This window comes from Streptomyces sp. SL06, assembly GCF_058244745.1.
The window spans coordinates 5982471-6007059 of sequence record NZ_JBSYOT010000002.1 but is presented as its reverse complement, the minus strand read 5'-3'; the positions used below and the strand labels follow the sequence as shown (position 1 = coordinate 6007059).

Sequence of the window (24589 nt, the reverse complement as noted above, 5' to 3'; positions counted from 1 at the left end):
CCGCATCGCGCGGAACGTTACCGTACCGCGATCAGATGACCACTTCGACGCCCTCACCGGGTGCTTTGCCTGACACCCGTTCGGATTCCAGCGCCTGCTGGAGGATGATCACAGCGGCGGCCTGGTCGATGACGGACCGCCCCTTCTTGGACTTCACGCCCGAGGCGCGCAGTCCCTGACTGGCGGTCACCGTCGTCATCCGCTCGTCGACGAGCCTGACCGGGACCGGCGCGATGCCGCGGGCCAGCTCCTGTGTGAACCGCCTGACCTTGGCCGCGGCCGGACCCTCGCCGCCCTTGAGGGAACGGGGGAGGCCGACGACGACCTCGATGGGCTCGTACTCCTCGACCAACTGCCGCAGCCTGCGGTGCGCCGCGGGGACATCGCGCCCGGGGACGGTCTCCACCGGCGTGGCGAGGATCCCGTCGGGGTCGCACGAGGCGACCCCGATACGGGCGTCCCCCACGTCGATCGCCAGGCGGCGGCCGCGGCGCATCGCCGGGCCGTCCGCCTGGTCGTGCTCCGGACCGTTCACTTGGCGGTGTCCGCCACGAGCCGCTCCACGGCGTCGGCGGCGTCGCCGATGGCGGCGGCGTTCTGCCCGCCGCCCTGGGCCACGTCCGGCTTGCCGCCACCGCCGCCGCCGAGCGTCTTGGCGGCGGCGCGGACCAGGTCACCGGCCTTGAGACCGCGCTCGCGGGCGGCCTCGTTGGTGGCGATGACCGTCAGGGGCTTGCCGCCCACCGCGGTGAACAGGGCGACCACCGCGGCCCGGCCGCCCCGGATGCGGCCGCGCACGTCGAGGACCAGCTTGCGCAGGTCGTCGGCGGTGGTGCCGTCCGGTACCCGGCCGGTCACCAGGGCCACGCCACGCACGTCCTTGGCGGAGTCGGCGAGCGAGCCCGCGGCCTGGAGGACCTTCTCGGCGCGGAACTTCTCGATCTCCTTCTCGGCGTCCTTCAGCTTGCCGAGCATGGCGGCGATCTTCTCCGGGAGTTCCTCCGGGCGGCCCTTGACCAGCTCCTGGAGCTGGGCGACGACCGTGTGCTCCCGGGCGAGGAAGTTGTAGGCGTCCACGCCGACCAGGGCCTCGATACGGCGCACGCCGGAGCCGATCGACGACTCGCCGAGCAGCTTGACCAGGCCCAGCTGGGCGGTGTTGTGCACATGGGTGCCGCCGCACAGCTCCTTGGAGAAGTCGCCGATGGTCACCACGCGCACGCGCTCGCCGTACTTCTCGCCGAACTCGGCGATGGCGCCCTGCTTCTTGGCCTCCTCGATGCCCATGACGTTGGCCCGCACGTCCAGGTCCCGGGCGAGCACCTCGTTGATCTTCTGCTCGACATCGGTCATCACGGCCGTCGGGACGGCGGACGGCGAGCCGAAGTCGAAGCGGAAGCGGCCGGGCTGGTTCTCGGAGCCGGCCTGGGCGGCCGTCGGGCCGAGGGCGTTGCGCAGGGCCTGGTGGGTGAGGTGGGTGGCCGAGTGGGCGCGGGCGATGGCCTTGCGGCGGCGGTCGTCGATGGAGGCCTGGGCCCTGGCACCGACGGTGACCTCGCCGACCTGGACGACGCCCTTGTGGACATACACCCCCGGCACCGGCTTCTGGCAGTCGCGGACCTCGACGACGGCACCGGAGTCGGTCCTGATCCGGCCGGTGTCGCCGATCTGGCCGCCGCCCTCGGCGTAGAAGGGCGTGCGGTCGAGGACGATCTCGACCTCGTCGCCCTCGGTGGCGGCCGGGGAGGAGACACCGTCGACGAGGATGCCGACGACGGTGGACTCGCCCTCGGTGTCGGTGTAACCGATGAAGTCGGTGGCACCGGCGCGGTCGGCGATCTCGCGGTAGGCGCCGAGGTCGGCGTGGCCGGTCTTCTTGGACCGGGCGTCGGCCTTGGCGCGCTCGCGCTGCTCCTTCATCAGGCGGCGGAACCCGTCCTCGTCCACGGACAGGCCCTGCTCGGCGGCCATCTCCAGGGTGAGGTCGATCGGGAAGCCCCAGGTGTCGTGGAGCAGGAAGGCCTTCTCGCCGTCGAGGACGGTGCCGCCGGCGGCCTTGGTGTCGCCGACGGCGGTGTCGAGGATGTTGGTGCCGGCCTTCAGCGTCTTGAGGAAGGCGTTCTCCTCGGCGACGGCGACCTTCTCGATGCGCTCGCGGTCGGTGATCAGCTCGGGGTACTGCTGCCCCATCGTCCCGATCACCACGTCGATCAGGTCCTTGACGACCGGACCCGTGGCGCCGAGCAGCCGCATGTTACGGATGGCGCGGCGCATGATGCGGCGCAGGACGTAGCCGCGGCCCTCGTTTCCGGGGGTGACGCCGTCGCCGATGAGCATCACCGAGGTGCGCATGTGGTCGGTGACCACGCGCAGGGACACGTCCGAGGCCTGGGCGTCGCCGTAGGCCACGCCGGTCAGGTCGGTGGCCTTCTCGATGACGGCCATCGAGGTGTCGATCTCGTACATGTTCTGCACGCCCTGCAGAATCATGGCGAGCCGCTCCAGGCCGAGCCCGGTGTCGATGTTCTGGCTCGGCAGGTCCCCGAGGATCTCGAAGTCCTCCTTGCCGGTGCCCTCGCCGCGCTCGTACTGCATGAAGACGAGGTTCCAGATCTCCACGTACCGCTCGTCGTTGACGGCGGGGCCGCCCTCGGCGCCGAACGCGGGGCCGCGGTCGTAGTTGATCTCGGAACAGGGGCCGCAGGGTCCGGGGACGCCCATGGACCAGTAGTTGTCCTTCTTGCCGAGGCGCTGGATGCGCTCGGAGGGGACGCCCACGACCTCGCGCCAGATGCGCTCGGCCTCGTCGTCCTCCAGGTACACGGTGATCCACAGGCGCTCGGGGTCGAGGCCGTAACCGCCCTTGTCCTGGGGGCTGGTGAGCAGCTCCCAGGCGTACTTGATGGCGCCTTCCTTGAAGTAGTCGCCGAAGGAGAAGTTGCCGCACATCTGGAAGAACGTGCCGTGGCGGGTGGTCTTGCCGACCTCTTCGATGTCGGGCGTGCGCACGCACTTCTGCACGCTCGTGGCGCGGTCGAAGGGGGGCTTGACCTCACCCAGGAAGTAGGGCTTGAAGGGCACCATGCCGGCCGGGACCAGGAGCAGAGTCGGGTCGTCCGCGATGAGCGACGCCGAAGGGACGACGGTGTGACCGCGCTCCTCGAAGAAGCTCAACCAGCGGCGACGAATCTCGGCCGACTCCATCAGTGGTCCTCATTCCGGTTGTACGAGTGCGTCGTCCTGTCGTCGACGACGTACTTGGGGCTGTTGCGGTTCTCGATGGCGGGGTAGCGCCGGGGCGCGGCGAGTTCCCGGCCGACCGGGGCGTTCAGGCCGAGCGCGTCGTCCAGTTCGGCCTCCCGCCTGGCCATGTTGTCGCGGACGTTGAGGGCGAAGCCCACCGCGCGGTCCCTGAGCCGGGCGCCCGCGTCGAGCGCCTTGTTCGCCGCGGTCGCGGCGAGGCTCTCGGGGGTCAACTGCCTGAGCTTCCGGTTCACCTTGGTGGTGGCCCAGACGCCGGCGGCCACGCCGGTGCCGAACCAGAACGTACGGCGGAACATCGCTGGATCAGTCCTTCTTCCGCTTCGTCCGTCGCGCCGCCGGGACCGCACGGCCCACGATCACGGTGCGCCGCGTCTCCTCGACCGGGCCGGCCGGCGCGTCCTCCTTGCGGGCGCCGAGTGCCCGGCGCACGCCGTACCCGAACGCCGCGACCTTGACCAGGGGGCCGCCGAAGGTGGAGGCCACGGTGGTGGACAGCGCGGAGGCGTTCGACGTGACCTCCTGGACGTCGGAGGCGATCGCGTCGACCCGGTCGATCTGGGTCTGCGCGGAACGCACCGCCGAGGAGGCATCGGCCAGCAGCGGGACGGCCTGGTCGGTCACGTCCGCCACGAGCTTGGTGGTCGCCCTGAGCGTCTGGGCCAGCCTCGCCAGTGCGACGGCGAGGAAGGAGACCAGGATCGCCCAGAAGACGGCCACCAGGATCCCGGCCACCTCGCCACCGGACACTGTGTGCACCCGCTCCCTCAAAGACGTGCCTGAACATCGGGAAAGTCGTGCGCCGAGCCTATCGCGCCGGGCACGGGGCTCCGTACCGGATTACCGTCCGCGCGCGGCGCACCGCGGTGGAGTTGCGGGAAGCGATTGTACGGAGTGAATACGGTTCAGTACGCTCCGTGTCTCATGCGAGACCATCGGCGCGACGGCGTCCCGCACGGCAATCTACCGCTGGAACTCGACACCTTCGTGGGGAGAGCGGCGGAACTGGCGGAACTGGCACGGGCGCTGGGCTCCGCGCGGCTGGTGACCGTCACCGGGACCGCAGGGGTCGGGAAGTCCCGGCTGGCGGCGCGGGCGGCCGCCCGGTGCGCGCCCCGGGACGGGGTGTGGCGGGTGGAGCTGGCGCCGGTGCGCGACGAGGAGTTCGTGGACTACGCGATCGTGGAGGCGCTGGGCCTGACCGACCACACCACCCGGCTTCCGCGCGAGACGCTGCTCGCGCACCTCGCCGGGCGGGACCTGCTGCTGGTCCTGGACGGGGTCGAGCATCTGGTGGACGCCTGTGCCGCGTTGGTGAGCGACCTGCTGGGCCGCGCCCCGGGGCTGCGCGTCCTGGCGGTGGGGCGCAGGCCGCTGGGCGTGGCCGGCGAGCGGCTGGTCCCGCTGGCGCCGCTGGGCCCGGAGGAGGCGGTGGAGCTGCTGACGGTGCGGGCGGGGCAGCGGCACGTGACGTACGGGTACGACGCCGACCTGGACGAGGACCACGGGGAGGTGCGCGAGCTGTGCCGGCGGCTGGACGGCATCCCGCTGGCGATCGAGCTGGCGGCGGGACGGCTGGGCGCGCTGTCGCCGGCGCAGGTGCTGCAACGGCTGGACGACCGCTTCCGGTTGCTGACCGGCGGGGACCGCACCGCGCTGCCCAGGCACCGGGCGCTGCGTACGGCGATCGGCTGGAGCCACGAGCTGTGCACACCGGCGGAGCGGCTGCTGTGGGCGCGGCTTTCGGTGTTCGCGGGGCCGTTCGACCTGGAGGCCGCCGAGTACGTGTGCAGCGGTCACGGGCTGCCCGCCGAGGAGGTGCTCGACGTGCTCTGCGCGCTGCTCGCCCAGTCGGTGCTGGCCCGTGCGGAGACCCCGGCGGGGGTGCGCTACCGGATGCTGGACACGGTGCGGGCGTACGGCGCCGGCTGGCTGGAGGCGACGGGCGACGCGACGCGGCTGCGGCGGCGGCACCGGGACTGGTACGTGGGCCTGGCGACCTGGTGCGAGCTGGAGTGGTTCTCACCGCGCCAGGGTGAGGTCGCCGCTCGGGTGGACGCGGAGCTGCCCAATCTGCGCGGCGCCCTGGAGTACTGCCTGACCGAGCCGGACGAGGCTCACCTGGGCCAGTATCTGGCGGGCGCCCTGTGGTTCCACTGGGTCGGCTGCGGGCGGCTGTCGGAGGGGCGGCGCTGGCTGGAGCAGGCGGTGCGGCTCGACCCGGAGCGGACGGCGGGCGAGCAGTCCCGGCTGAAGGCGCTGTGGGTGCTCGCCCACGTGGCGATCCTCCAGGGCGACACGGTGCCCGCGCTGGCGGTGCTCCAGGAGTGCCGGGAGGAGGCCGAGCGCTCGGCGAACCCCACGGCGGTGGCGTACGCGGAGCACCGCACCGGCTGTCTGGCACTGGTCACGGACGACATGCCGCGCGCGGAGACGCTGCTGCGCTCCGCGCTGCACCGCTACCGGGAGATCGGCGAGCTGAACAGCAATGTGCTGATGGGCCAGGTGGAGCTGGCGATGGCACGGGCGTTCCAGGGCGATCTGCCGGACGCGGTGCGGCTGTGCGAGGAGGTGCGTCAGGTGTGCGAGGACCACGGCGAGCGCTGGGCCAAGGGCTACGCCCTGTATGTGCTGGCCTACGCGGCCTGGAGCGAGGGCGACCCGGTGCGCGCCCGTGAGCTGCTGGCCGAGTGCCTGGGCGGCGCCCACCGCTTCCGGGACCAGTTGGGCTCGGTGCTCGCGGTGGAGCTGCTGGCCCTGGTCACGGTGGCGGAGGGGGAGGCGGCGGAGGCCGCGGTGCTCCAGGGCGCGGCGGGGCGGATGTGGCCGTCGGTGGGGCTGCCGCTGTTCGGGTCGGCGCACTACAACGCGCCGCACGAGCTGTGCGAGGCGACGGCCCGGGAGCAGTTGGGCGACGAGCGGTACGAGGAGTGCGTGCGGCACGGGGCGCGGCTCGGCCGCCGGGAGGCGGTGTCGCGGGCGCTGCGCCGGCCCGGGGTGGTGGCCTCGCTGCCGGCGCCGCGTGAGCCGGGGCGGCGGGCCCCGGCGGGGGCGCGCACGGCGAAGCCCGCCGCCTCGCCCAACCGCAAGGGCGGGGAGACGGCGGGCTGAGTACCGCGGGGGTACTGCGCCGGGGCTGGGATCAGCGGGCGTAGTACTCGACGACGAGCTGCTCGTCGCAGATCACCGGGATCTCCTTGCGGTTCGGCTCGCGGTCCAGGCGGAACGCCAGGGCCTTGAGGTTCACCTGGAGGTAGCGCGGGGTCTCGCCGTCGGGGGCGAAGCCGCCCTCGCGGGCGATGGTGAAGAGCGTCTTCTCCTTGGAGCGCTCGCGCACCTGCACCACGTCGTCCGGGCGGACCCGGAAGGACGGCTTGTCGACCTTCTGGCCGTTGACCTGGATGTGGCCGTGGACGACCATCTGGCGGGCCTGGTAGATCGTGCGGGCGATGCCCGACCGCAGGACCAGCGCGTCGAGACGGCGCTCAAGCTCGATGACCAGGGCCTCGCCGGTCTTCATGTTGGTCTTGGAGGCACGCTCGTAGGCGCGGACGAGCTGGCGCTCGCTGAGGTCGTACTGCGCGCGCAGACGCTGCTTCTCGAGCAGACGGACCTTGTAGTCCGAGTTCTGCTTGCGGCCGCGGCCGTGCTCGCCCGGCGGGTAGGGGCGGGCCTCGAAGTACTTGACGGCCTTCGGGGTCAGCGCGATACCGAGGGCACGCGACTTCTTGACCTTGGGGCGGGGCTGGTTCGCCACTGTCTGTGTCTCTTTCCTGGAATCCGGCTTGTCAGGGTTGAGGGAGGTCGCATCCGCAGCCGGGGAAACCCGTCCGGTCCGCGCGGGACCTGGCGGGCAGCCGCTCCCCTGGTCTGGGCACATACGTGCAGCACGCGAGTGGCCCACCGACCGTGCCCGGAGTACCCGGGTGGTGGTGGGCTGCCCGCGACACCTATCGACGGTGCGCGACGCTCCTGGAACCCGCTGGGGGTTCCGGCTGGTTGTCCCGTTCTGACTGCACGGGACTCAGCACTTCGGGCGATTCTACAGGCTGCTCAGGACCGCTTGCGACCGAGGTGCCCGCGGGTCCACTCGACGGCGTCCGCGTATCTGGCCTCGGCGCCGTGCCGGGTCGGCGTGTAGTACGTCCGCTCCTTCAGCTCGTCCGGGGCGTACTGCTGGGCGGCGATGCCCTCGGGCAGGTCGTGCGGGTACACGTAGCCCTGCCCGTGCCCGAGCTTGCCCGCGCCCTTGTAGTGGCTGTCGCGCAGGTGCGCGGGGACGGGTCCGGCGTGGCCCTTGCGCACGTCGTCCAGGGCGGCGCCGATGGCGGTGGTCGCGGCGTTGGACTTCGGGGCCAGGGCCAGCGCGATGGTGGCGTGGCTGAGGGTGAGGGCGGCCTCGGGGAAGCCGATCATGGCGACGGCCTGGGCGGCGGCGACGGCGATCGGCAGGGCGTTCGGGTCGGCCAGGCCGATGTCCTCGCTGGCGGAGATCATCAGGCGGCGCGCGATGAACCGGGGGTCCTCGCCGGCCTCGATCATCCGGGCCAGGTAGTGCAGGGCGGCGTCCACGTCGGAGCCGCGGATGGACTTGATCAGGGCGCTGGCGACGTCGTAGTGCTGGTCGCCGTCGCGGTCGTACTTCACCGCGGCCCGGTCGACCGTCTCCTCCAGCGTGGTCAGGGCGATCTCCGTCTCGCCCTTGTCCAGCGCGGCCCCGGCGGCGGCCTCCAGGGCGGTCAGGGCGCGGCGGGCGTCGCCGCCCGCGATGCGCAGCAGGTGCTCCTCGGTGTCCTCGGGGAGCCCGACGGCCTCGCCCAGGCCGCGTTCGTCGGTCAGGGCGCGGCGGAGCAGGGCCCGGAGGTCGTCGTCGGTGAGGGGTTCGAGGGTGAGCAGGAGGGAGCGGGAGAGCAGCGGGGAGATCACCGAGAAGTACGGATTCTCGGTGGTGGCGGCGATCAGGGTGACCCAGCGGTTCTCGACGGCCGGGAGCAGGGAGTCCTGCTGGGCCTTGCTGAAGCGGTGGATCTCGTCGAGGAAGAGGACGGTCTCCCTGCCGTACCCGCCGACCGCGCGGCGGGCGCCGTCGATGACCGCGCGGACCTCCTTGACGCCCGCGGTGATCGCCGACAGCTCGACGAAGCGCTTGTTGGTGGCCTTGGAGACGACATACGCCAGGGTGGTCTTGCCGGTGCCCGGCGGGCCCCAGAGGATGACCGAGGAGGGCCCCGCGGGGCCGGAGGCGCCCTCGCCGACCAGTCGGCGCAGCGGTGATCCGGGCTTGAGCAGGTGCTGCTGGCCGACGACCTCGTCGAGGGTGCGCGGGCGCATCCGCACGGCGAGGGGGCTGCCGGTCGGGTCCTTCTCCTGGCGTTCTTCGGCTGCGGCGGTGAACAGGTCGGGCTCCACGCTCTGAACCCTAAATCACCGCACTGACAACGCGACGGGCACCGCCGCCCGGGACCGTCGGGCGGCCCCCCGGCCGGTCCGTCCTCCAGTCCGTCGGCCGGCCCCTCAGCCGGTCCAGAAGTCCCACCAGCGCGTGAGGATCATCATGCCGATGATGCCGACGTGCAGCACCGGCAGGACCCAGGTGAACTCGCCGAAGAAGCCCTTGAGCCAGTTCGGCGCGGGCAGGAAGCCCTTGCGGACGTTGAAGGACGTCACGTACCAGAACATCACGATCGTGGCGACCCAGGCCAGGCAGCACCACAGGCACAGCGCGTTGATCCGGTACAGGGACTGGAACTGCAGCCACGACACGAAGCCGACGCCGAACAGGCAGCCGGCGTTGAAGGTGAGCCAGTACCAGCGGGGGAAGCGGCTCCCGGCGAGCAGGCTCATGCCGACGCAGATGACGATGCCGTAGGCGACCAGGCCGAGCATCGGGTTGGGGAAGCCGAAGACGGAGGCCTGGTCGCTCTCCATGACGTTGCCGCAGGAGACGACGGGGTTGAGGCTGCAACCGGGCGTGAACGTGGTGCCGGCGAGCCTGGCCTCCAGCAGCTTCTGCTTGTCGATCGTGATGATCCACGCGGCGAGCAGACCGGCCGCGCCGGTGATCAGCAGCAGCAGCGCGAGGGCCCGGCCGGCGCCCTCGGTGCGCGGTGCTCCGGCGGTGCGTTCCGACGCGGTCTCTGCCACGGTGGAGGCGTCCTTCACTGTCGTCTTGCTCATCACGCCGATTCCGTCACTTGAGAGTCGGGGCTGCTTCGGGCAGGGCCATTGTGCCGCACCCCCCTGTGCGGCGGGCGTCCGATGGTCATAAGAACGGACCGGTGTTCGCTCTCAAGCGGTGTGTTCCGGCCAATGCGCGTTCCCCGGGGGCACACGCGGACGAACACGCGCGCCCCCGCGGGCGACGAGGCGTACCGGCCAGCTAGCCGAGCCTCGACTCCAGCTCCGCCACGATCTCGTTGACGCCGATGGCCGTCTGTTCTCCGGACTCCATGTCCTTGAGCTGGACGACGCCTTCGGCCAGGTCGCGTTCGCCCAGGACCAGGGCGTAGCGGGCGCCCGAGCGGTTGGCCGCCTTCATCGCGGCCTTCAGGCTCTTGCCGCCGTAGGAGAAGTCGGCGGCGACGCCGTTCTTGCGCAGCTCGGTGACCTTGGCGAACAGGATCCGGCGGGCCTCCTCGCCGAGGGGGATCGCGAAGACGGAGGTGGCGGACGGGATGTCCAGTTCGATGCCCTCCGCCTCCAGGGCGAGGACGGTGCGGTCGACGCCGAGGGCCCAGCCCACGGACGGCAGGGAGGGGCCGCCGATCATCTCGGACAGTCCGTCGTAACGGCCGCCGCCGCCCACCGCGGACTGGGAGCCGAGGCCGTCGTGGACGAACTCGAACGTCGTGCGGGTGTAGTAGTCCAGGCCGCGCACCAGCTTCGGGTCGTCCTCGAAGACGACGCCCGCCGCCGTGATCAGCTCGCGCACCTCCTCGTGGTACGCCTTGCAGGCGTCGCACAGGTAGTCGCGCAGCAGCGGGGCGTCGGTCAGCTGCTTGCGCACGTCCGGGCGCTTGTCGTCCAGGACACGCAGCGGGTTGATCTCGGCGCGGCGCAGCGTCTCCTCGTCCAGGTCGAGGCCGCGCAGGAAGTCCTGGAGGGCGGCCCGGTAGACGGGACGGCACTCCTTGTCGCCCAGAGAGTTGAGCAGGATGCGGAAGTCCCGCAGGCCGAGCGCGCGGTACGACTGGTCGGCCAGGATGATCAGTTCGGCGTCGAGGGCCGGGTCCTCGGTGCCGATCGCCTCGGCGCCGACCTGGGAGAAGTGGCGGTAACGGCCCTTCTGGGGGCGCTCGTAGCGGTACTGCGAGCCGGAGTACCAGACCTTCACCGGCAGGTTGCCCGCCTTGTGCAGGTTGGCCTCCAGGACCGCGCGCAGTACGGGGGCGGTGGTCTCCGGGCGCAGGGCGAGCCGGTCGCCGCCCTTGGTCTCGAAGACGTACATCTCCTTGGTCACGATGTCGGTCGACTCGCCGACCCCGCGGGCGAACAGCTCGACGTTCTCGAAGCCGGGGGTCTCGATGTAGCCGTAGCCGGAGTTGCGCAGCGGGGCCGCGATGGCCTCGCGGACGGCCAGGTACTTGGCGGAGTCGGGCGGCAGCAGGTCGTACGTGCCCCTGGGGGCCTTGAAGGTGCTCACGGAAGGTCTCTCGTCACATTCCTCGTCGGGGAGCCTCGGCGGCGCCGTGCTCCTGACGGCCCGCCGCCACCTGCCGCAGATACGGGTTGGTGGCGCGCTCCTGGCCGATGGTCGTGTAGTCGTTGTGGCCCGGCAGCACCACGGTCGCGTCGTCGAGCGGGAGGACCACGCGGGCCAGGGACTCGAACATGTCGTCCATGGAGCCGCCGGGCAGGTCGGTGCGTCCGACGGAGCCGGCGAACAGCAGGTCGCCCGAGAAGAGGATCGGCGGGACGTCCGCCGCCTCGGGCAGGCCGAAGGTCACCGACCCCTTCGTATGGCCCGGCGCGTGCGCGACCGTCAGTTCCAGCCCCGCCAGCTCAAGACCGGCGCCGTCGGCCAGCTCCTTGACGTCGTCCGGCTCGCCGACGGTCAGCTCGCCCATGAGCGGCATGCCGATGGCGCGGCCGAGCCCCTTCTCCGGGTCGCTCATCATGAAGCGGTCCGCGGGGTGGATCCAGGCGGGCACGCCGTGCGCGCCGCACACCGGGACGACCGAGGCGACGTGGTCGATGTGGCCGTGGGTGAGGATGACGGCGACGGGCCTGAGCCGATGCTTCGCGATCGCTTCCTCGACTCCGGGGGCCGCCTGATGGCCCGGGTCGATGATCACGCACTCCTCACCGGCGGCGGGGGCGACGAGATAACAGTTCGTCCCCCAGGCCCCGGCGGGGAACCCGGCAATGAGCACGATCGTCCTTCGTTTGTGTCGGTACGTGAGGGCTTGCGGACGGGCCGCGCCCATGGTCAGAGCCTACCGGCGGTGCCGATTCCTCAGCGAACCCATATACGGTACGGGGCTACACGCCCACGGTCGGCTCATCGCATCCACGCGTACCGGTCGGCACACGAAGACGCATGAGGAGAGAACCCGGTGGTCAGCCAGGAGCAGCGGCGGCGTCAGCTCGCCCGGGAGAAGTTCTTGCGGCAGCAGCAGCGACGCACCTCCGCGCGACGCAAGGCGCGTATGCGCAACGCCGCGATCGCGTCGGTGCTCGGCGTGATTCTGATCGGCAGTGTCGCGCTGTACACGACCGGCGTGGTGCTGGGGGACGACGACAGCAAGACGAACGCGAGCGCGGAGGTCACGCCGAGCGCCTCGGCGAGCAGCGAGGCCCCGGATCCGTGCGACAAGCCCGCCGCGGGCAAGGTCGAGACGCAGTCCTGGAAGAAGGAACCTGCGATGACCGTCGACAAGTCGGCGAAGTACACGATGAAGCTGGCGACGACCTGCGGCGACATAGACGTGGCCCTGAAGGCGTCGGCGGCACCGCACACCGTCAACTCCTTCGACTTCCTCGCGGGCAAGGGCTTCTTCGACCACACGCCGTGCCACCGGCTCACCACCAACGGGATCTACGTGCTCCAGTGCGGCGACCCGACGGGCCAGGGCAACGGCGGTCCCGGCTACACCATCCCGGACGAGAACCTGAAGGACAAAAGCCTCAAGGAGAACACGTACCCGGCGGGCACGGTGGCGATGGCGAACACCGGGGAACCGGGTTCCGGGGGCAGCCAGTTCTTCCTCGTGTACCAGGACAGCCCGCTGCCGCCCAGCTACACGCCGTTCGGCACCGTCTCGGACGAGGGGATGACCGTCCTCAAGAAGATCGCCGCCGCCGGGGAGAGCACCGGAGCGGGCGACGGAGCACCCAACGCGACGGTCGTGATCGACAAGGCCACCGTCACGAAATCCTGACCCTCATCAGCGAAACTTCGGTCGTGCGGGATGCGGACAGGCCCCCCGCCGGTCGCCTATGTTGGCCGTGACGAAACTGTGGACGATGCCCGGGGGGCAGTGAGCCCTCCGCAGGCATCATGTGGAGGAGGCGCTGTGAGCAGCGACCCGTGGGGCCGCGTCGACGAGACGGGGACCGTGTACGTGCGTACGGCCGACGGCGAGCAGGTCGTCGGTTCCTGGCAGGCGGGCTCCCCCGAGGAGGCACTGGCCTACTTCGAACGCAAGTACGAAGGCCTGGTTGTGGAGATCGGCCTCCTCGAGAAGCGGGTGAAGACCACCGACCTGTCGGCGAAGGACGCCCTGGCCGCCGTCGAGCACCTGCGGGAGCAGGTCGAGGCGCACCACGCGGTCGGCGACCTGGACGCGCTGCGGGCCCGGCTGGACAAGCTCGTCGCGCTCGTGGAGACACGGCGCGAGGAGCGCAAGGCCCAGCGCGCGAAGCAGTCCGACGAGGCGCGCGGCGCCAAGGAGGCGCTGGTCGCCGAGGCCGAGGAGCTGGCGCAGTCCGACCAGTGGCGGGCCGCGGGCGAGCGGCTGCGGGCCCTGGTGGACACCTGGAAGGGGCTGCCGCGGCTGGACCGCAAGTCCGACGACGAGCTGTGGCACCGCTTCTCGCACGCGCGCTCGGCGTTCTCCAAGCGCCGCAAGCAGCACTTCGCGCAGCTCGACGCGCAGCGCGAGGAGGCCCGGCGGACCAAGGAACGGCTGGTCGCCGAGGCCGAGGCGCTGTCGAACTCGACGGACTGGGGTCCGACGGCCGCGCGCTACCGCGACCTGATGACCGAGTGGAAGGCCGCCGGCCGCGCCCAGCGCGAGCACGAGGACGAGCTGTGGAACCGCTTCCGCGGCGCCCAGGACGTGTTCTTCGCCGCCCGCAGCTCGGTCTTCGCCGAGCGGGACGCCGAGCAGGCGGAGAACCTCAAGCTCAAGGAGGAGCTGGCCGTGGAGGCCGAGCGGCTCCTGCCGGTCACCGACCTCAAGGCGGCCCGCGCCGCCTTCCGCTCGGTCAACGAGCGGTGGGAGGCCGTCGGCCATGTGCCGCGCGACGCCCGGCCGAAGGTCGAGGGCCGGATGCACGCCGTCGAGCGGGCGCTCCAGGAGGCCGAGGAGACCGAGTGGCGCCGGACCAACCCGGAGGCACGCGCGCGTGCCGAGGGCCTGACCGGCCAGCTCCAGGCCGCCGTGGACAAGCTGCGCTCCCAGATCGAGCAGGCGCGCGCGCAGGGCAACAGCGCCAGGGCCGACAAGCTGGAGCGTGAGCTGGAGGGCCGGCAGGCGCTCCTCGACCAGGCGTTGAAGGGCCTGCACGAGTTCGGCGGCTGACGCTCGTGTGATCTCCCGCGAAGGGGGGCTCCCGTACGGTGCGTGCGGGAGCCCCCCTCGTATGCGCCTGTGCGGGCGGCTACGAGGGTCTGCGCGCCGACGTGACCCGGTACACGTCGTAGACGCCCTCCACGCCGCGTACGGCCTTCAGGACGTGCCCGAGGTGTTTCGGGTCGCCCATCTCGAAGGTGAAGCGCGAGGTGGCGACCCGGTCGCGGGAGGTCTGGACGGCCGCGGACAGGATGTTGACGTGCTGGTCGGACAGCACGCGTGTGACGTCCGACAGCAGCCGGGAGCGGTCCAGGGCCTCGACCTGGATGGCGACCAGGAAGACGGAGGACTGGGTGGGCGCCCACTCGACCTCGAGGATGCGCTCGGGTTCGCGGGACAGCGAGTCCACGTTCACACAGTCGCTGCGGTGAACCGAAACGCCGCTGCCGCGGGTGACGAAGCCGATGATGGGGTCGCCCGGGACCGGCGTACAGCAGCGGGCCAGTTTGACCCACACGTCCTCGACGCCCTTGACGACGACGCCCGGGTCGGCGTTGGCCCGGCGTTTGCGGCCGCGACCGCGCGAGGGGGGTACCGACTCGTCGATCTCCTCGGTCGCGGCCTCCTCGCCGCCGAGCGCCTGGACCAGCTTCTGCACGATGTTCTGCGCGGAGACATGGCCCTCGCCGATCGCCGCGTACAGCGCGGAGATGTCGGAGTAGCGCATCTCGTGGGCCAGGGTGACCAGGGAGTCGCCGGTCAGGATGCGCTGGATCGGGAGGTTCTGCTTGCGCATGGCGCGGACGATGGCGTCCTTGCCCTGCTCGATCGCCTCGTCGCGCCGCTCCTTGGAGAACCAGGCGCGGATCTTGTTGCGGGCGCGCGGCGACTTCACGAAGCCGAGCCAGTCGCGGGAGGGGCCCGCGCCGGACGCCTTGGAGGTGAAGACCTCCACCAGGTCGCCGTTGTCCAGGGTGGACTCCAGCGGGACCAGGCGCCCGTTGACCCGTGCTCCTATGGTGCGGTGGCCGACCTCGGTGTGGACGGCGTAGGCGAAGTCCACGGGGGTGGCCCCGGCCGGCAGCGCTATGACATCGCCCTTGGGGGTGAAGACGAAGACCTCGTTGCGGGAGAGGTCGAAGCGCAGGGACTCCAGGAACTCGCCGGGGTCCTCGGTCTCCTTCTGCCAGTCGAGCAGCTGGCGCAGCCAGGCCATGTCGTTGAGGTGGTCGTCCTTGCCCTTGCCGGACGACTTGGGGGCGTCACTGCGGACCTTGGAGGCGCCGGCGACGGCCTCCTGCTTGTACTTCCAGTGCGCGGCGATGCCGTACTCGGCGCGGCGGTGCATGTCGAAGGTGCGGATCTGCAGCTCGACCGGCTTGCCGCCCGGCCCGATGACCGTCGTGTGCAGCGACTGGTACATGTTGAACTTGGGCATCGCGATGTAGTCCTTGAACCGCCCCGGAACCGGGTTCCAGCGGGCGTGGACCGTGCCGAGCGCTGCGTAGCAGTCGCGGACGGTGTCCACCAGGACGCGGATGCCGACCAGGTCGTAGATCTCCGCGAAGTCGCGGCCGCGGACGATCATCTTCTGGTAGACGCTGTAGTAGTGCTTGGGCCGGCCGGTGACGGTCGCCTTGATGCGGGCGGCGCGCAGGTCCTGCTGGACCTCGTCGGTGACGACGGCGAGGTACTCGTCTCGCTTGGGGGCGCGCTCGGCGACCAGGCGGACGATCTCGTCGTACATCTTGGGGTAGAGGATCGCGAAGGCGAGGTCCTCCAGCTCCCACTTGATGGTGTTCATGCCCAGCCGGTGGGCGAGCGGCGCGTAGATCTCCAGGGTCTCGCGCGCCTTCTTCTCCTGCTTCTCGCGCTTGAGGTAGCGCATGGTGCGCATGTTGTGCAGGCGGTCGGCGAGTTTGATGACGAGAACGCGCGGGTCCTTCGCCATGGCGACGACCATCTTGCGCACGGTCTCGGCCTGCGCCGCCTCGCCGAACTTGACCTTGTCCAGCTTGGTGACGCCGTCGACGAGCAGGGTGACCACGTCGCCGAAGTCGCGGCGCAGGTCCTCCAGGCCGTACTCGGTGTCCTCGACGGTGTCGTGCAGCAGTCCGGCCATCAGCGTGGCCGGGTCCATGCCCAGCTCGGCGAGGATGGTGGTGACCGCGAGCGGGTGCGTGATGTACGGGTCGCCGCTCTTGCGCTTCTGGCCGCGGTGCCAGCGCTCGGCGACCTGGTAGGCGCGTTCGATCTGGCGCAGGGTCGCCGTCTCGATCTTGGGGTCGTTGCCGCGCACTATCCGCAGCAGCGGCTCCAGGACCGGGTTGTACGGGTTGGCGCGCTGCACGCCGAGGCGGGCCAGGCGGGCGCGGACGCGGTTGGAGGAGCCGGAGCGGGCGGGCTGCCCGTTGGGGGCGCGGACCACGGAGGCGTTCCGGTCGCGCTCGGGCGGGATCGGCTTGGGACGCGGCTGCTGGTCGGCCGGCTTGCCGGCGGGGGTGGCCGGGGCGTGCTGGATCGGCCCGCGCGTGTCGTTCTTGGCCTGGGGCTCGCTGGGCGCGGGCTTCGCCGCGGACGCCGAGGCGGACTCGGGTTTTGCGGCGGTCAGTGGTTGGGCCTCGTCTGGCAAGAGGACTCCTCGTGCACGATCCGGGTCCCCCGGTCAGGCTCCGGAAACCCCATGGTAGCGATCCTGGGGCCCAGGATCGCCTTCAGGCCGCTGTGAGGGCCGTCATCGGGAGAAACGCCTGAGACGGGCGCCGGATTCCTCCGGGCCCGCCTCCGCTCGCCTCCGCCGTACGACGGGAGCCGTCAGACCTTGAGCAGCGCCTCCAGCGGCGCACCGGCCAGGGCCGGCTCCAGACGGGCCCGGCCGCCGAGGAAGGCCAGCTCCATCAGGACGGCAACCCCGCAGACCTCGGCGCCGGCCCGGCGGATCAGCTCCACCGAGGCCCCGGCGGTGCCGCCGGTGGCGAGGACGTCGTCGACGACCAGCACCCGGTCGCCCGCGGCCAGGTCCTCGGCGTGCACCTCGATCTCGGCCGAGCCGTACTCCAGGTCGTAGGCCTGGCCGAGGGTGGCTCCGGGGAGCTTGCCCGCCTTGCGCACGGGGATGAAGCCGAGCCCCGCCCGCAGGGCCACCGGGGCGCCGAGGATGAAGCCGCGGGCCTCAAGACCGACGACCTTGGTGGCGCCGGTGCGCCCGGCGACCTCGGCGAGCGCGTCGGTCAGGGCGGTGAACGCCACCGGGTCGGCCAGGAGCGGGGTGATGTCCTTGAACACCACGCCCGGCTCCGGGTAGTCGGCCACGTCCCGGATGTGGCTGAGCAGCAGCTCCGTGAGGTCGGTCGTCCTGGTCATCGGCGCTTCCCCGAGGGTCGGCCGCGGCCCCTGCCGCGGGACGCGGGCTGGTTGCGGGGCCCGACGACCGCGGGAGCCGCGTCGTCGGGCTCGTCGGCGTCGTCGTCATCGGCGTACCGTCCCTCGTCGAGGGCGGACTCGGCCGGCTCGCCCTTGGCCGCCGCCTGGGCGCGCTTGGCGAGGACGCGCTTCTTGAGGGCCTTCATCTGCGGCTCCGCCTCCTTGAGGTCGGCGACCAGCGGCGTGGCGATGAAGATCGACGAGTACGCGCCCGCGGCGAGGCCGACGAACAGCGACAGCGAGATGTCGTTGAGCATGCCGGCGCCGAGGACACCGCCGCCGATGAACAGCAGACCGCCCACCGGCAGCAGCGCGACCACCGTGGTGTTGATGGAGCGGACCAGGGTGCTGTTGATCGACCGGTTGGCGACCTCCGCGTAGGTCCAGCGGGTCTGCTTGGTGATGTCCCTGGTCTGCTCCTTGAGGCTGTCGAAGACGACGACCGTGTCGTAGAGCGAGTAACCGAGGATCGTCAGCAGACCGATCACCGTGCCCGGTGTCACCTCGAAGCCGACGAGGGCGTAGATGCCCACGGTGATGGTGATGTCGTGGATCAGCGCGACGAACGCGGCGACCGCCATGCGCCACTCGAACGCGATCGCCAGGTAGATCACCACCAGGACCATGAAGATCCCGAGGCCCTGCCATGCCTTGTTGGCGATCTGGTCGCCCCAGCTGGGGCCGACCAGGTCGGCGTTGATCGACTCCGCGGAGACGTTCAGGTCCTTGGAGAGCTGTTCCTTGATGTCGTCGGACTGGCCGGTGTCGGTGCCGGCGATCTGGATGCGGAGGCTGCCGTCGCCGAGCTTCTGGACGATGGCGTCGTGGCCGGAGGCGTCCTCCGCGTAGGTCTCGGCCTGGGACACCGACACGGTCATGTTCTTCGGCGTGGTGAAGACCGCGCCGCCCTGGAACTCGATGCCCATGTGCAGACCGCGCACCGCCAGGCCGACGATGGCCGTGATGGTGATGAGGATCGAGATGCCGTACCAGAGCTTGCGGTTCTTGACGAAGTCGTAGCCGACCTCGCCGTGGTGCAGTCGGGCGCCGAGCGTGCCGAGCTTCGACATCTCTCACGCCTCCTTCGGGTCGACAGGGCCGGCGGGACGGGAGGGACGCCGGGTGCGGCGCAGTGGCGGCTTGGCGCCGAGGGCCTTCGGATCGAGGCCGGACCACTTGTGACCGCTCGCGAAGAACTTCCGCCGGGCCATCAGCGTCAGCAGCGGCTTGGTGAAGAGGAACACCACCACCACGTCGAGCAGGGTCGTCAGACCCAGGGTGAACGCGAAGCCCTGCACCTTGCCGACGGTGACGATGAAGAGCACCGCGGCGGCCAGGAAGGACACGAAGTCGGAGACCAGGATGGTGCGCCGGGCGCGCGGCCAGGCCCGCTCGACGGCGGGACGCAGCGTACGGCCCTCGCGGATCTCGTCGCGGACGCGTTCGAAGTACACGATGAACGAGTCCGCCGTGATGCCGATGGCGACGATGGCTCCGCACACGGCCGGCAGGTTCAGCGCGAAGCCGATGGTCGGGCCGAGCAGCGACATGATCACGAACGTGAGACCCGCGGAGACCCCGAGCGAGGCGATGGCGATGAACGACAGGCCGCGGTAGTAGGCCAGCAGATACAGGATGACCAGGGCGAGGCCGATCGCGCCGGCGATCAGACCGGCCTTGAGCTGCTCACCGCCGAGTGCGGCGGTGACGGTGGTGACGCTGTCCTCCTTGAAGGTCAGCGGCAGCGCGCCGTAGGACAGCATGTTGGCGAGGCCCTGGGCCTCCTCCTGGTCGAAGCTGCCGGAGATCTCCGCGTTGCCGCCGGTGAGCGCCTGGCTGACGTACGGGTCGGAGACGACCTCGTTGTCCAGGACGATGGCGAACTGGTTCTGCGGGGACTGGTTCTGCGCCAGCTTGCCGGTGATGCTCGCGAACTTCTTGGCGCCCTTGTCCGTGAAGTCCATCGTCACGGTCCAGCCGGCGGCCGTCTGCGTGTTGTAGATGGCCTGGGCCTTGTCGACGTCGGTGCCGTCGACCTCGGCGGGGCCGAGGACGTACTTCTGCCACTGGCCCTGCGAGTTCTGGCCGCAGGCCACCATCGAGTCGCCGGGCCTGGAGCCGTCGCCGGCCTTGGCGCGGGCCGCCTTGTCGGTGCAGTCCAGGGCCGCGTACTGGGCCTGGAGCTTGGCGTCGTCGTCGCCGGAGGCGCTGGCGCTCGGGGACGGGGAGGCGCCGTCGGAGGCCGACGCGGACGGGCTGGGGTCGGCCTTGAGGGCGTCGCTCGCGGCGCGGCCCTGCGTGGTGGCGCTCGCCGAGGCGGAGTCGGACGGCGAGGAGGTCGCCTCGTCCTTGTCGGTGGCCTTGTCGCCGGCGTCGTCCGTGGCGTTGCCGGTGGCGCTCGGCGAGGGGCTCTCGGTCGCCGCGGCGCCGGAGAGTTCGGTGGCGAGGACCGGCCGGAAGTAGAGCTTGGCGGTGGTGCCGACCTGCTGCCGGGCTTCCGCCGAGTTCGTTCCCTTGGGGATGTTGACGATGATGTTCCGGTCGCCCTGGGTCTGCACCTCGGCCTCGGAGACACCCAGACCATTGACACGGCGGTTCATGATCTCGACCGCGGTGTCCATGTTGGTCTTGTTGATCGCCGACTCCTGGCCCGCCTCCGGCACCGCGCGGAGCGTGATGCTCGTGCCGCCGGCCAGGTCGATTCCGAGACGCGGAGTCGTGTGTCCGGAGGCGAACATGCCTCCGGTGAGCGCCGCGATGGCGATCACCATCAGGGCCAGCGAGCGTCCGGGCTTGCTCTGGGCGCTCGCCTTCTTTCCCTTTTTAGGGGCTGCCACCTTTTCGTACTCCCTCTCGGGCCGCGTCGCGCCGGGTCGGCGTGCCGACGGCCATCACATGGTGGAGCGATCCGTGCGAGCCACGCGTCGCGCGGGGTGCGCGGGAACGGTCCGCACACCCCGGGGCACGGCTACTTCGCCTCGGAACCGCCGTCGGACTTCTTCGCCTGCTCGTCCTTCTTCGCCTCGGCGGGCGCGGCGTCGACCGTCGGCTCGTCGGCCGGCTCGTCGTCCACGTCCTTCTTGCCGAGGTCGACGGACTTGTCGTCGGAGGCGGCGGAGGAGTCGTCGGCGGGGGCGTCGGTCTCGGTGAGGGAGGAGGCGTCGTCCGGGACGATGTCGGCGTCGGACTTCAGGTCGTGCTCGACGCCGTGGACGATGCGGTTGTACTCGTCGTCGGTGAGGACGGCACCGATGGAGTTCTTGGCGAAGAGCAGCTCGACGCCGGGACCGGCGTCGAGGAGGACCGTGTCCTCGTTGACCTCCTTGACCGTGGCGTACATGCCCCCGATGGTGCGGACACCGGAACCGGGCTGCATCTGGTTCCGCATGTCGGCGGCCTGCTGCTGCTTCTTCTTCGCCGACCGGGTCATCAGGAACATGGCCCCGATGAGCACGATGAACGGGAGGAGGGTCACGAGACTCACGGGTCGGTACTTCCTTCACACGACCGCGATGGTGAGCGGCCTGATGGTTGGGGGTGTGTACGCCGCCGACAAGGGCGGCACCGGCGGAGTCTAAGCGAGTCCGCGCGCATGGAACAACGCTCAGCATCGCACCGGGGTTCCTGCTCCGGCGAATGTGCCCGTCGTGACGGGGTCGTCACGCCCCGAACAAGTCCTGTTGTCCGTTTCCGGACCCCTGCGAACGCGGCGGGGTGAGGCCGAGATGCGCCCATGCGGCCGGGGTCGCCACCCGTCCGCGGGGGGTGCGGGCGAGCAGGCCTTCCCGTACGAGGAAGGGTTCGGCGACCTCCTCCACTGTCTCACGCTCCTCCCCCACGGCGACGGCGAGCGTGGACAGGCCGACCGGTCCGCCGCCGAACAGCTTGAGCAGGGCCTCCAGCACGCCCCGGTCCAGCCGGTCGAGTCCGCGGGCGTCGACCTCGTAGACCGCGAGGGCGGCGCCGGCGATCTCCCGGGTGATCAGGCCGTCGGCCTTGACCTGGGCGTAGTCGCGGACCCGGCGCAGCAGGCGGTTGGCGATGCGGGGGGTGCCGCGGGAACGGCCGGCGATCTCGGCGGCGCCCGCGGTGTCGATCTCCACGTCGAGCAGGCCCGCCGAGCGGTGGATGACGCGTTCCAGTTCGGCCGGTCCGTAGAACTCCATGTGGGCGGTGAAGCCGAAGCGGTCGCGCAGCGGGGGCGGCAGCAGCCCCGCGCGCGTGGTGGCGCCGACCAGGGTGAACGGGGGCAGCTCCAGGGGGATGGCGGTGGCGCCCGGTCCCTTGCCGACGATGACGTCGACGCGGAAGTCCTCCATCGCCATGTAGAGCATCTCCTCGGCGGGCCGCGACATGCGGTGGATCTCGTCGAGGAAGAGGACCTCGCCCTCCTGGAGCGAGGAGAGGATCGCGGCGAGGTCGCCGGCGTGCTGGATGGCGGGGCCGGAGGTGATGCGGATGGGGGCTTCCATCTCGGCCGCGATGATCATCGACAGGGTGGTCTTGCCGAGGCCCGGGGCGCCGGAGAGCAGCACGTGGTCGGCGGTGGCCCCGCGCGCGCGTGCGGCGCGCAGCACGAGGTCGAGCTGTTCGCGGACCTTCTCCTGGCCGATGAACTCGCCCAGGTCCTTGGGGCGCAGGGCGGCCTCCACGGCCTGGTCCTCGCCGTCGGCGACAGCGCCCACCAGCCGCTCGGCGGCGTCCTCTGCGTCGGTCGTGTCGTCCCAGTTCATGGTGTGCCTCGGGGGTCGGGGGTGGCGCGGCTCAGCGGGTGCGGTTCAGGGTCTGCAGGGCCGCCTTCAGCAGCGGACCGATCTGCGGCGTGCCGCCGGCGGCCTCCGCCTGGGGGGCCACGGCGGTGACGGCCTCGTCGGCCTCGCGGGTGGCGTACCCGAGGCCGATGAGGGCCGCGTGCAACTGGTCGCGCCAGCCGGTGCTCACCGGCGTTCCGACGGCGGGGGCGCCGATCGGCTCGCCGAGCCGGTCCCTCAGTTCCAGGAGCAGCTTCTGGGCGCCCTTCCTGCCGATGCCGGGAACGGCGGTGAGCGCCTTCTCGTCGCCGGTGGAGACCGCTCTGCGCAGGGCGTCGGGGCGGTGCACGGCGAGCATCGCCTGGGCCAGCCGGGGGCCGACGCCGCTGGCGGTCTGGAGCAGTTGGAAGACCTGGCGCTCGTCGTCGTCGGCGAAGCCGTACAGCGTGAGCGAGTCCTCCCGCACGACGAGCGAGGTCGCCAGCCTCGCGGGCTTGCCGACCCGAAGGGTGGAGAGCGTGTCGGGCGTGCACTGCACGGCCATGCCGACGCCACCGACCTCGACCACCGCGGAGTCGGGAGCGAGAGCGGCGACGGTACCGCTGACGAAGGCGATCATGCCGTGGGGCCTTTCGTTGCGTGCGGGGTCCGCGGGGCTTGCGGGGCCTGCGTCGTCCGCTGGGGCTGCGGAGCCTGAGAGGCCTGAGAGGCCTGAGAGGTCCGCTGAGGTTGCTGGGGCTGCGAGGGCTGTCCGGCTTGTGAAGCCTGCGGGGCCCGCTGAGTCTGCCCGGCTCGCGGGGTCTGTGGGGCCCGCTGAGCCTGCGGGACCCGCGGCGTCCGCCCGGCCTGCTGGGGCTGTGGGGTCTGCGAGGCCTGTGGCGGCTGCGGGGCCTGCCGGGGCTGCCGGGTTTGTGCGGCTTGCGGGGGCTGCGGGGTCCGCCGGGCTTGCGGGGGGCGGGAAGCCTTTGTCGTGTGTTGGGCTACTGCCTGCTGGAGTCGGTTCTGCGCGGGGGCGCGCCAGATGTGGCAGATGGCGAGGGCCAGGGCGTCGGCGGCGTCGGCCGGTTTGGGAGGTGCGGTGAGCCGCAGGAGCCGGGTGACCATGGCGCCGACCTGTGCCTTGTCGGCGCGTCCGCTGCCGGTGACCGCGGCCTTGACCTCGCTCGGGGTGTGCAGGGCGACGGGGATGCCCCGGCGGGAGGCGCACAGGATCGCCACGGCGCTGGCCTGGGCGGTGCCCATGACCGTACGGACGTTGTGCTGGCTGAAGACGCGCTCCACCGCCACGAACTCCGGCCGGTGTTCGTCCAGCCACTCCTCGATGCCCTGCTCGACGGCGACCAGGCGCCGGCCGAGGTCGGCGTCCGCGGACGTGCGCACGACACCGACGCCGAGCATGGTCAGCGGCCGGCCCGCGACGCCCTCCACGACACCGATCCCGCAGCGGGTCAGCCCCGGGTCCACCCCCAGTACGCGCACGCGCCGACCCCTCCTCGCGGATCCGTTTGATCGATGGTCGCGGCCCATGGGCGGTGATCATTTGACATGCGCCAGGCTATCGGGTGCCGCTGACAGCGCGTCGGGCCGACGAGGTGTGTCCCCCGTCGGCCCGTTGAGCAGGGGACGCGCTACGCGTCGACCTTCTCCATGATCTCGTCGCTCACGTCGAAGTTGGCGAAGACGTTCTGCACGTCGTCGCTGTCCTCAAGGGCGTCGATGAGCCTGAAGATCTTCCGGGCGCCCTCCTCGTCCAGCTCGACCTGCATGGTCGGGACGAAGTTGGCGTCGGCGGACTCGTAGTCGATGCCGGCGTCCTGGAGGGCGGTGCGGACCGCGACCAGGTCGGTGGCCTCGCTGAGCACCTCGAAGGACTCACCGAGGTCGTTGACCTCCTCGGCGCCCGCGTCCAGGACGGCGGCGAGCACGTCGTCCTCGCCCAGCTCGCCCTTGGGGACGATCACGACGCCCTTGCGGTTGAACAGGTACGACACCGAGCCGGGGTCGGCCATGGAGCCGCCGTTGCGGGTCATGGCGACGCGGACGTCGGAGGCGGCGCGGTTGCGGTTGTCGGTGAGGCACTCGATGAGCACCGCGACACCGTTCGGACCGTAGCCCTCGTACATGATCGTCTCGTAGTCGGCGCCGCCGGCCTCCAGGCCACCGCCGCGCTTGACCGCGGAGTCAATGTTCTTGTTCGGGACCGACTGCTTCTTCGCCTTCTGGATGGCGTCGTACAGCGTCGGGTTGCCCTCGATGTCGACACCGCCCATCCGGGCCGCGACCTCGATGTTCTTGATCAGCTTCGCGAAGAGCTTGCCGCGCTTGGCATCGATGACGGCCTTCTTGTGCTTCGTCGTGGCCCATTTAGAGTGGCCGGACATCTGCCTGTCTCCTTCGCGTAACCCGTCTTTGAACGAA

20 protein-coding genes and 1 pseudogene are annotated in these 24589 nt (G+C 71.1%); 3 read left to right on the top strand and 18 right to left on the bottom strand.

What is annotated here, in order from left to right; genetic code table 11:
- Positions 1–31: 31 nt before the first annotated feature.
- Genes ruvX through AC4IHM_RS27570 form a run of 4 tightly spaced genes read right to left on the bottom strand, consistent with a single transcriptional unit; the run spans position 32 to position 4020 of the window.
- A complete protein-coding gene (gene ruvX, locus AC4IHM_RS27585) occupies positions 32–496 on the bottom strand; it encodes a Holliday junction resolvase RuvX (protein WP_490870958.1) in 465 nt (154 codons plus the stop codon).
- A 35-nt stretch (positions 497–531) separates the two neighbouring features.
- Positions 532–3204, bottom strand: coding sequence for an alanine--tRNA ligase (gene alaS / locus AC4IHM_RS27580; RefSeq protein WP_490869674.1), 2673 nt, complete (start codon positions 3202–3204; stop codon positions 532–534).
- Entirely contained in the window at positions 3204–3560 is a 357-nt protein-coding gene (locus AC4IHM_RS27575) for a hypothetical protein (RefSeq protein ID WP_490869673.1), read from the bottom strand. Before AC4IHM_RS27575 ends, alaS begins: the two co-directional genes overlap by 1 nt.
- Before the next feature lie 7 nt (positions 3561–3567).
- The gene (locus AC4IHM_RS27570) at positions 3568–4020 is read right to left on the bottom strand and encodes a DUF948 domain-containing protein (protein WP_490869672.1); all 453 of its coding nucleotides are present in this window, start codon (positions 4018–4020) and stop codon (positions 3568–3570) included.
- Between the two features lie 165 nt (positions 4021–4185).
- Here AC4IHM_RS27570 and AC4IHM_RS27565 point away from each other — a divergent pair, with 165 nt between their 5' ends.
- On the top strand, positions 4186–6372 hold the full coding sequence (locus tag AC4IHM_RS27565) for an ATP-binding protein (protein ID WP_490869671.1): 2187 nt from the start codon (positions 4186–4188) through the stop codon (positions 6370–6372).
- Between the two features lie 31 nt (positions 6373–6403).
- Here the strand turns inward: AC4IHM_RS27565 and rpsD are convergent, their stop codons facing one another.
- From rpsD to AC4IHM_RS27540, 5 genes are all read right to left on the bottom strand, one after another.
- Positions 6404–7018 carry a 30S ribosomal protein S4 gene (gene rpsD / locus AC4IHM_RS27560; protein ID WP_003977321.1) on the bottom strand — a complete coding sequence of 205 codons (615 nt, stop codon included), beginning with the start codon at positions 7016–7018 and terminating at the stop codon, positions 6404–6406.
- Between the two features lie 296 nt (positions 7019–7314).
- Positions 7315–8670 carry a replication-associated recombination protein A gene (locus AC4IHM_RS27555; protein ID WP_490869670.1) on the bottom strand — a complete coding sequence of 452 codons (1356 nt, stop codon included), beginning with the start codon at positions 8668–8670 and terminating at the stop codon, positions 7315–7317.
- 105 nt (positions 8671–8775) lie between these two features.
- Positions 8776–9438, bottom strand: coding sequence for a vitamin K epoxide reductase family protein (locus AC4IHM_RS27550; protein WP_490869669.1), 663 nt, complete (start codon positions 9436–9438; stop codon positions 8776–8778).
- Positions 9439–9640: 202 nt separating this feature from the next.
- On the bottom strand, positions 9641–10903 hold the full coding sequence (hisS, locus tag AC4IHM_RS27545; RefSeq protein WP_490869668.1) for a histidine--tRNA ligase: 1263 nt from the start codon (positions 10901–10903) through the stop codon (positions 9641–9643).
- A 13-nt stretch (positions 10904–10916) separates the two neighbouring features.
- Positions 10917–11633, bottom strand: coding sequence for an MBL fold metallo-hydrolase (locus tag AC4IHM_RS27540; protein WP_490869667.1), 717 nt, complete (start codon positions 11631–11633; stop codon positions 10917–10919).
- Positions 11634–11816: 183 nt separating this feature from the next.
- On the opposite strand from AC4IHM_RS27540, the gene AC4IHM_RS27535 reads away from it, so the two are divergent.
- Together AC4IHM_RS27535 and AC4IHM_RS27530 are read left to right on the top strand one after the other, a co-directional pair.
- Positions 11817–12641: a peptidylprolyl isomerase gene (locus AC4IHM_RS27535; RefSeq protein ID WP_490869666.1), complete on the top strand. Its 825-nt coding sequence runs from the start codon at positions 11817–11819 to the stop codon at positions 12639–12641.
- A 135-nt stretch (positions 12642–12776) separates the two neighbouring features.
- Positions 12777–14006, top strand: a complete 1230-nt coding sequence (locus AC4IHM_RS27530) for a DUF349 domain-containing protein (RefSeq protein ID WP_490869665.1) — start codon at positions 12777–12779, stop codon at positions 14004–14006.
- 79 nt (positions 14007–14085) lie between these two features.
- Here AC4IHM_RS27530 and relA read toward each other — a convergent pair whose 3' ends face one another.
- From relA to AC4IHM_RS27485, 9 genes and pseudogenes are all read right to left on the bottom strand, one after another.
- Positions 14086–16629 (bottom strand): GTP pyrophosphokinase, encoded by a 2544-nt coding sequence (gene relA / locus AC4IHM_RS27525; RefSeq protein ID WP_490869664.1) that lies wholly within the window; start codon positions 16627–16629, stop codon positions 14086–14088.
- A gap of 182 nt (positions 16630–16811) precedes the next feature.
- Positions 16812–17360: an adenine phosphoribosyltransferase gene (locus AC4IHM_RS27520; RefSeq protein ID WP_490869663.1), complete on the bottom strand. Its 549-nt coding sequence runs from the start codon at positions 17358–17360 to the stop codon at positions 16812–16814.
- Entirely contained in the window at positions 17357–18490 is a 1134-nt protein-coding gene (secF, locus tag AC4IHM_RS27515; RefSeq protein WP_490869662.1) for a protein translocase subunit SecF, read from the bottom strand. The genes AC4IHM_RS27520 and secF overlap by 4 nt, the downstream gene beginning before the upstream one ends.
- Positions 18491–18493: 3 nt before the next feature.
- The gene (gene secD, locus AC4IHM_RS27510; RefSeq protein ID WP_490869661.1) at positions 18494–20257 is read right to left on the bottom strand and encodes a protein translocase subunit SecD; all 1764 of its coding nucleotides are present in this window, start codon (positions 20255–20257) and stop codon (positions 18494–18496) included.
- Between the two features lie 131 nt (positions 20258–20388).
- Positions 20389–20904, bottom strand: coding sequence for a preprotein translocase subunit YajC (gene yajC / locus AC4IHM_RS27505; protein ID WP_490869660.1), 516 nt, complete (start codon positions 20902–20904; stop codon positions 20389–20391).
- Positions 20905–21079: 175 nt separating this feature from the next.
- Positions 21080–22153, bottom strand: a complete 1074-nt coding sequence (gene ruvB, locus AC4IHM_RS27500) for a Holliday junction branch migration DNA helicase RuvB (protein WP_490869659.1) — start codon at positions 22151–22153, stop codon at positions 21080–21082.
- 31 nt (positions 22154–22184) lie between these two features.
- The gene (gene ruvA / locus AC4IHM_RS27495) at positions 22185–22790 is read right to left on the bottom strand and encodes a Holliday junction branch migration protein RuvA (RefSeq protein ID WP_490869658.1); all 606 of its coding nucleotides are present in this window, start codon (positions 22788–22790) and stop codon (positions 22185–22187) included.
- A gap of 301 nt (positions 22791–23091) precedes the next feature.
- Positions 23092–23650 (bottom strand): annotated as a pseudogene (gene ruvC, locus AC4IHM_RS27490) (crossover junction endodeoxyribonuclease RuvC); the annotation flags it as partial.
- 149 nt (positions 23651–23799) lie between these two features.
- Positions 23800–24552 carry a YebC/PmpR family DNA-binding transcriptional regulator gene (locus tag AC4IHM_RS27485; protein WP_490869657.1) on the bottom strand — a complete coding sequence of 251 codons (753 nt, stop codon included), beginning with the start codon at positions 24550–24552 and terminating at the stop codon, positions 23800–23802.
- Between the last annotated feature and the right edge of the window lie 37 nt (positions 24553–24589).

Bases quoted from the DNA above. Each gene is read 5' to 3' on its own strand.
- ruvA (WP_490869658.1), bottom strand. From the start codon at position 22,790: ATGATCGCCTTCGTCAGCGGTACCGTCGCCGCTCTCGCTCCCGACTCC.
- AC4IHM_RS27520 (WP_490869663.1), bottom strand. From the start codon at position 17,360: ATGACCAGGACGACCGACCTCACGGAGCTGCTGCTCAGCCACATCCGG.
- AC4IHM_RS27485 (WP_490869657.1), bottom strand. From the start codon at position 24,552: ATGTCCGGCCACTCTAAATGGGCCACGACGAAGCACAAGAAGGCCGTC.
- secF (WP_490869662.1), bottom strand. From the start codon at position 18,490: ATGTCGAAGCTCGGCACGCTCGGCGCCCGACTGCACCACGGCGAGGTC.
- AC4IHM_RS27550 (WP_490869669.1), bottom strand. From the start codon at position 9,438: ATGAGCAAGACGACAGTGAAGGACGCCTCCACCGTGGCAGAGACCGCG.
- AC4IHM_RS27565 (WP_490869671.1), top strand. From the start codon at position 4,186: ATGCGAGACCATCGGCGCGACGGCGTCCCGCACGGCAATCTACCGCTG.
- AC4IHM_RS27575 (WP_490869673.1), bottom strand. From the start codon at position 3,560: ATGTTCCGCCGTACGTTCTGGTTCGGCACCGGCGTGGCCGCCGGCGTC.
- alaS (WP_490869674.1), bottom strand. From the start codon at position 3,204: ATGGAGTCGGCCGAGATTCGTCGCCGCTGGTTGAGCTTCTTCGAGGAG.
- ruvX (WP_490870958.1), bottom strand. From the start codon at position 496: ATGCGCCGCGGCCGCCGCCTGGCGATCGACGTGGGGGACGCCCGTATC.
- ruvB (WP_490869659.1), bottom strand. From the start codon at position 22,153: ATGAACTGGGACGACACGACCGACGCAGAGGACGCCGCCGAGCGGCTG.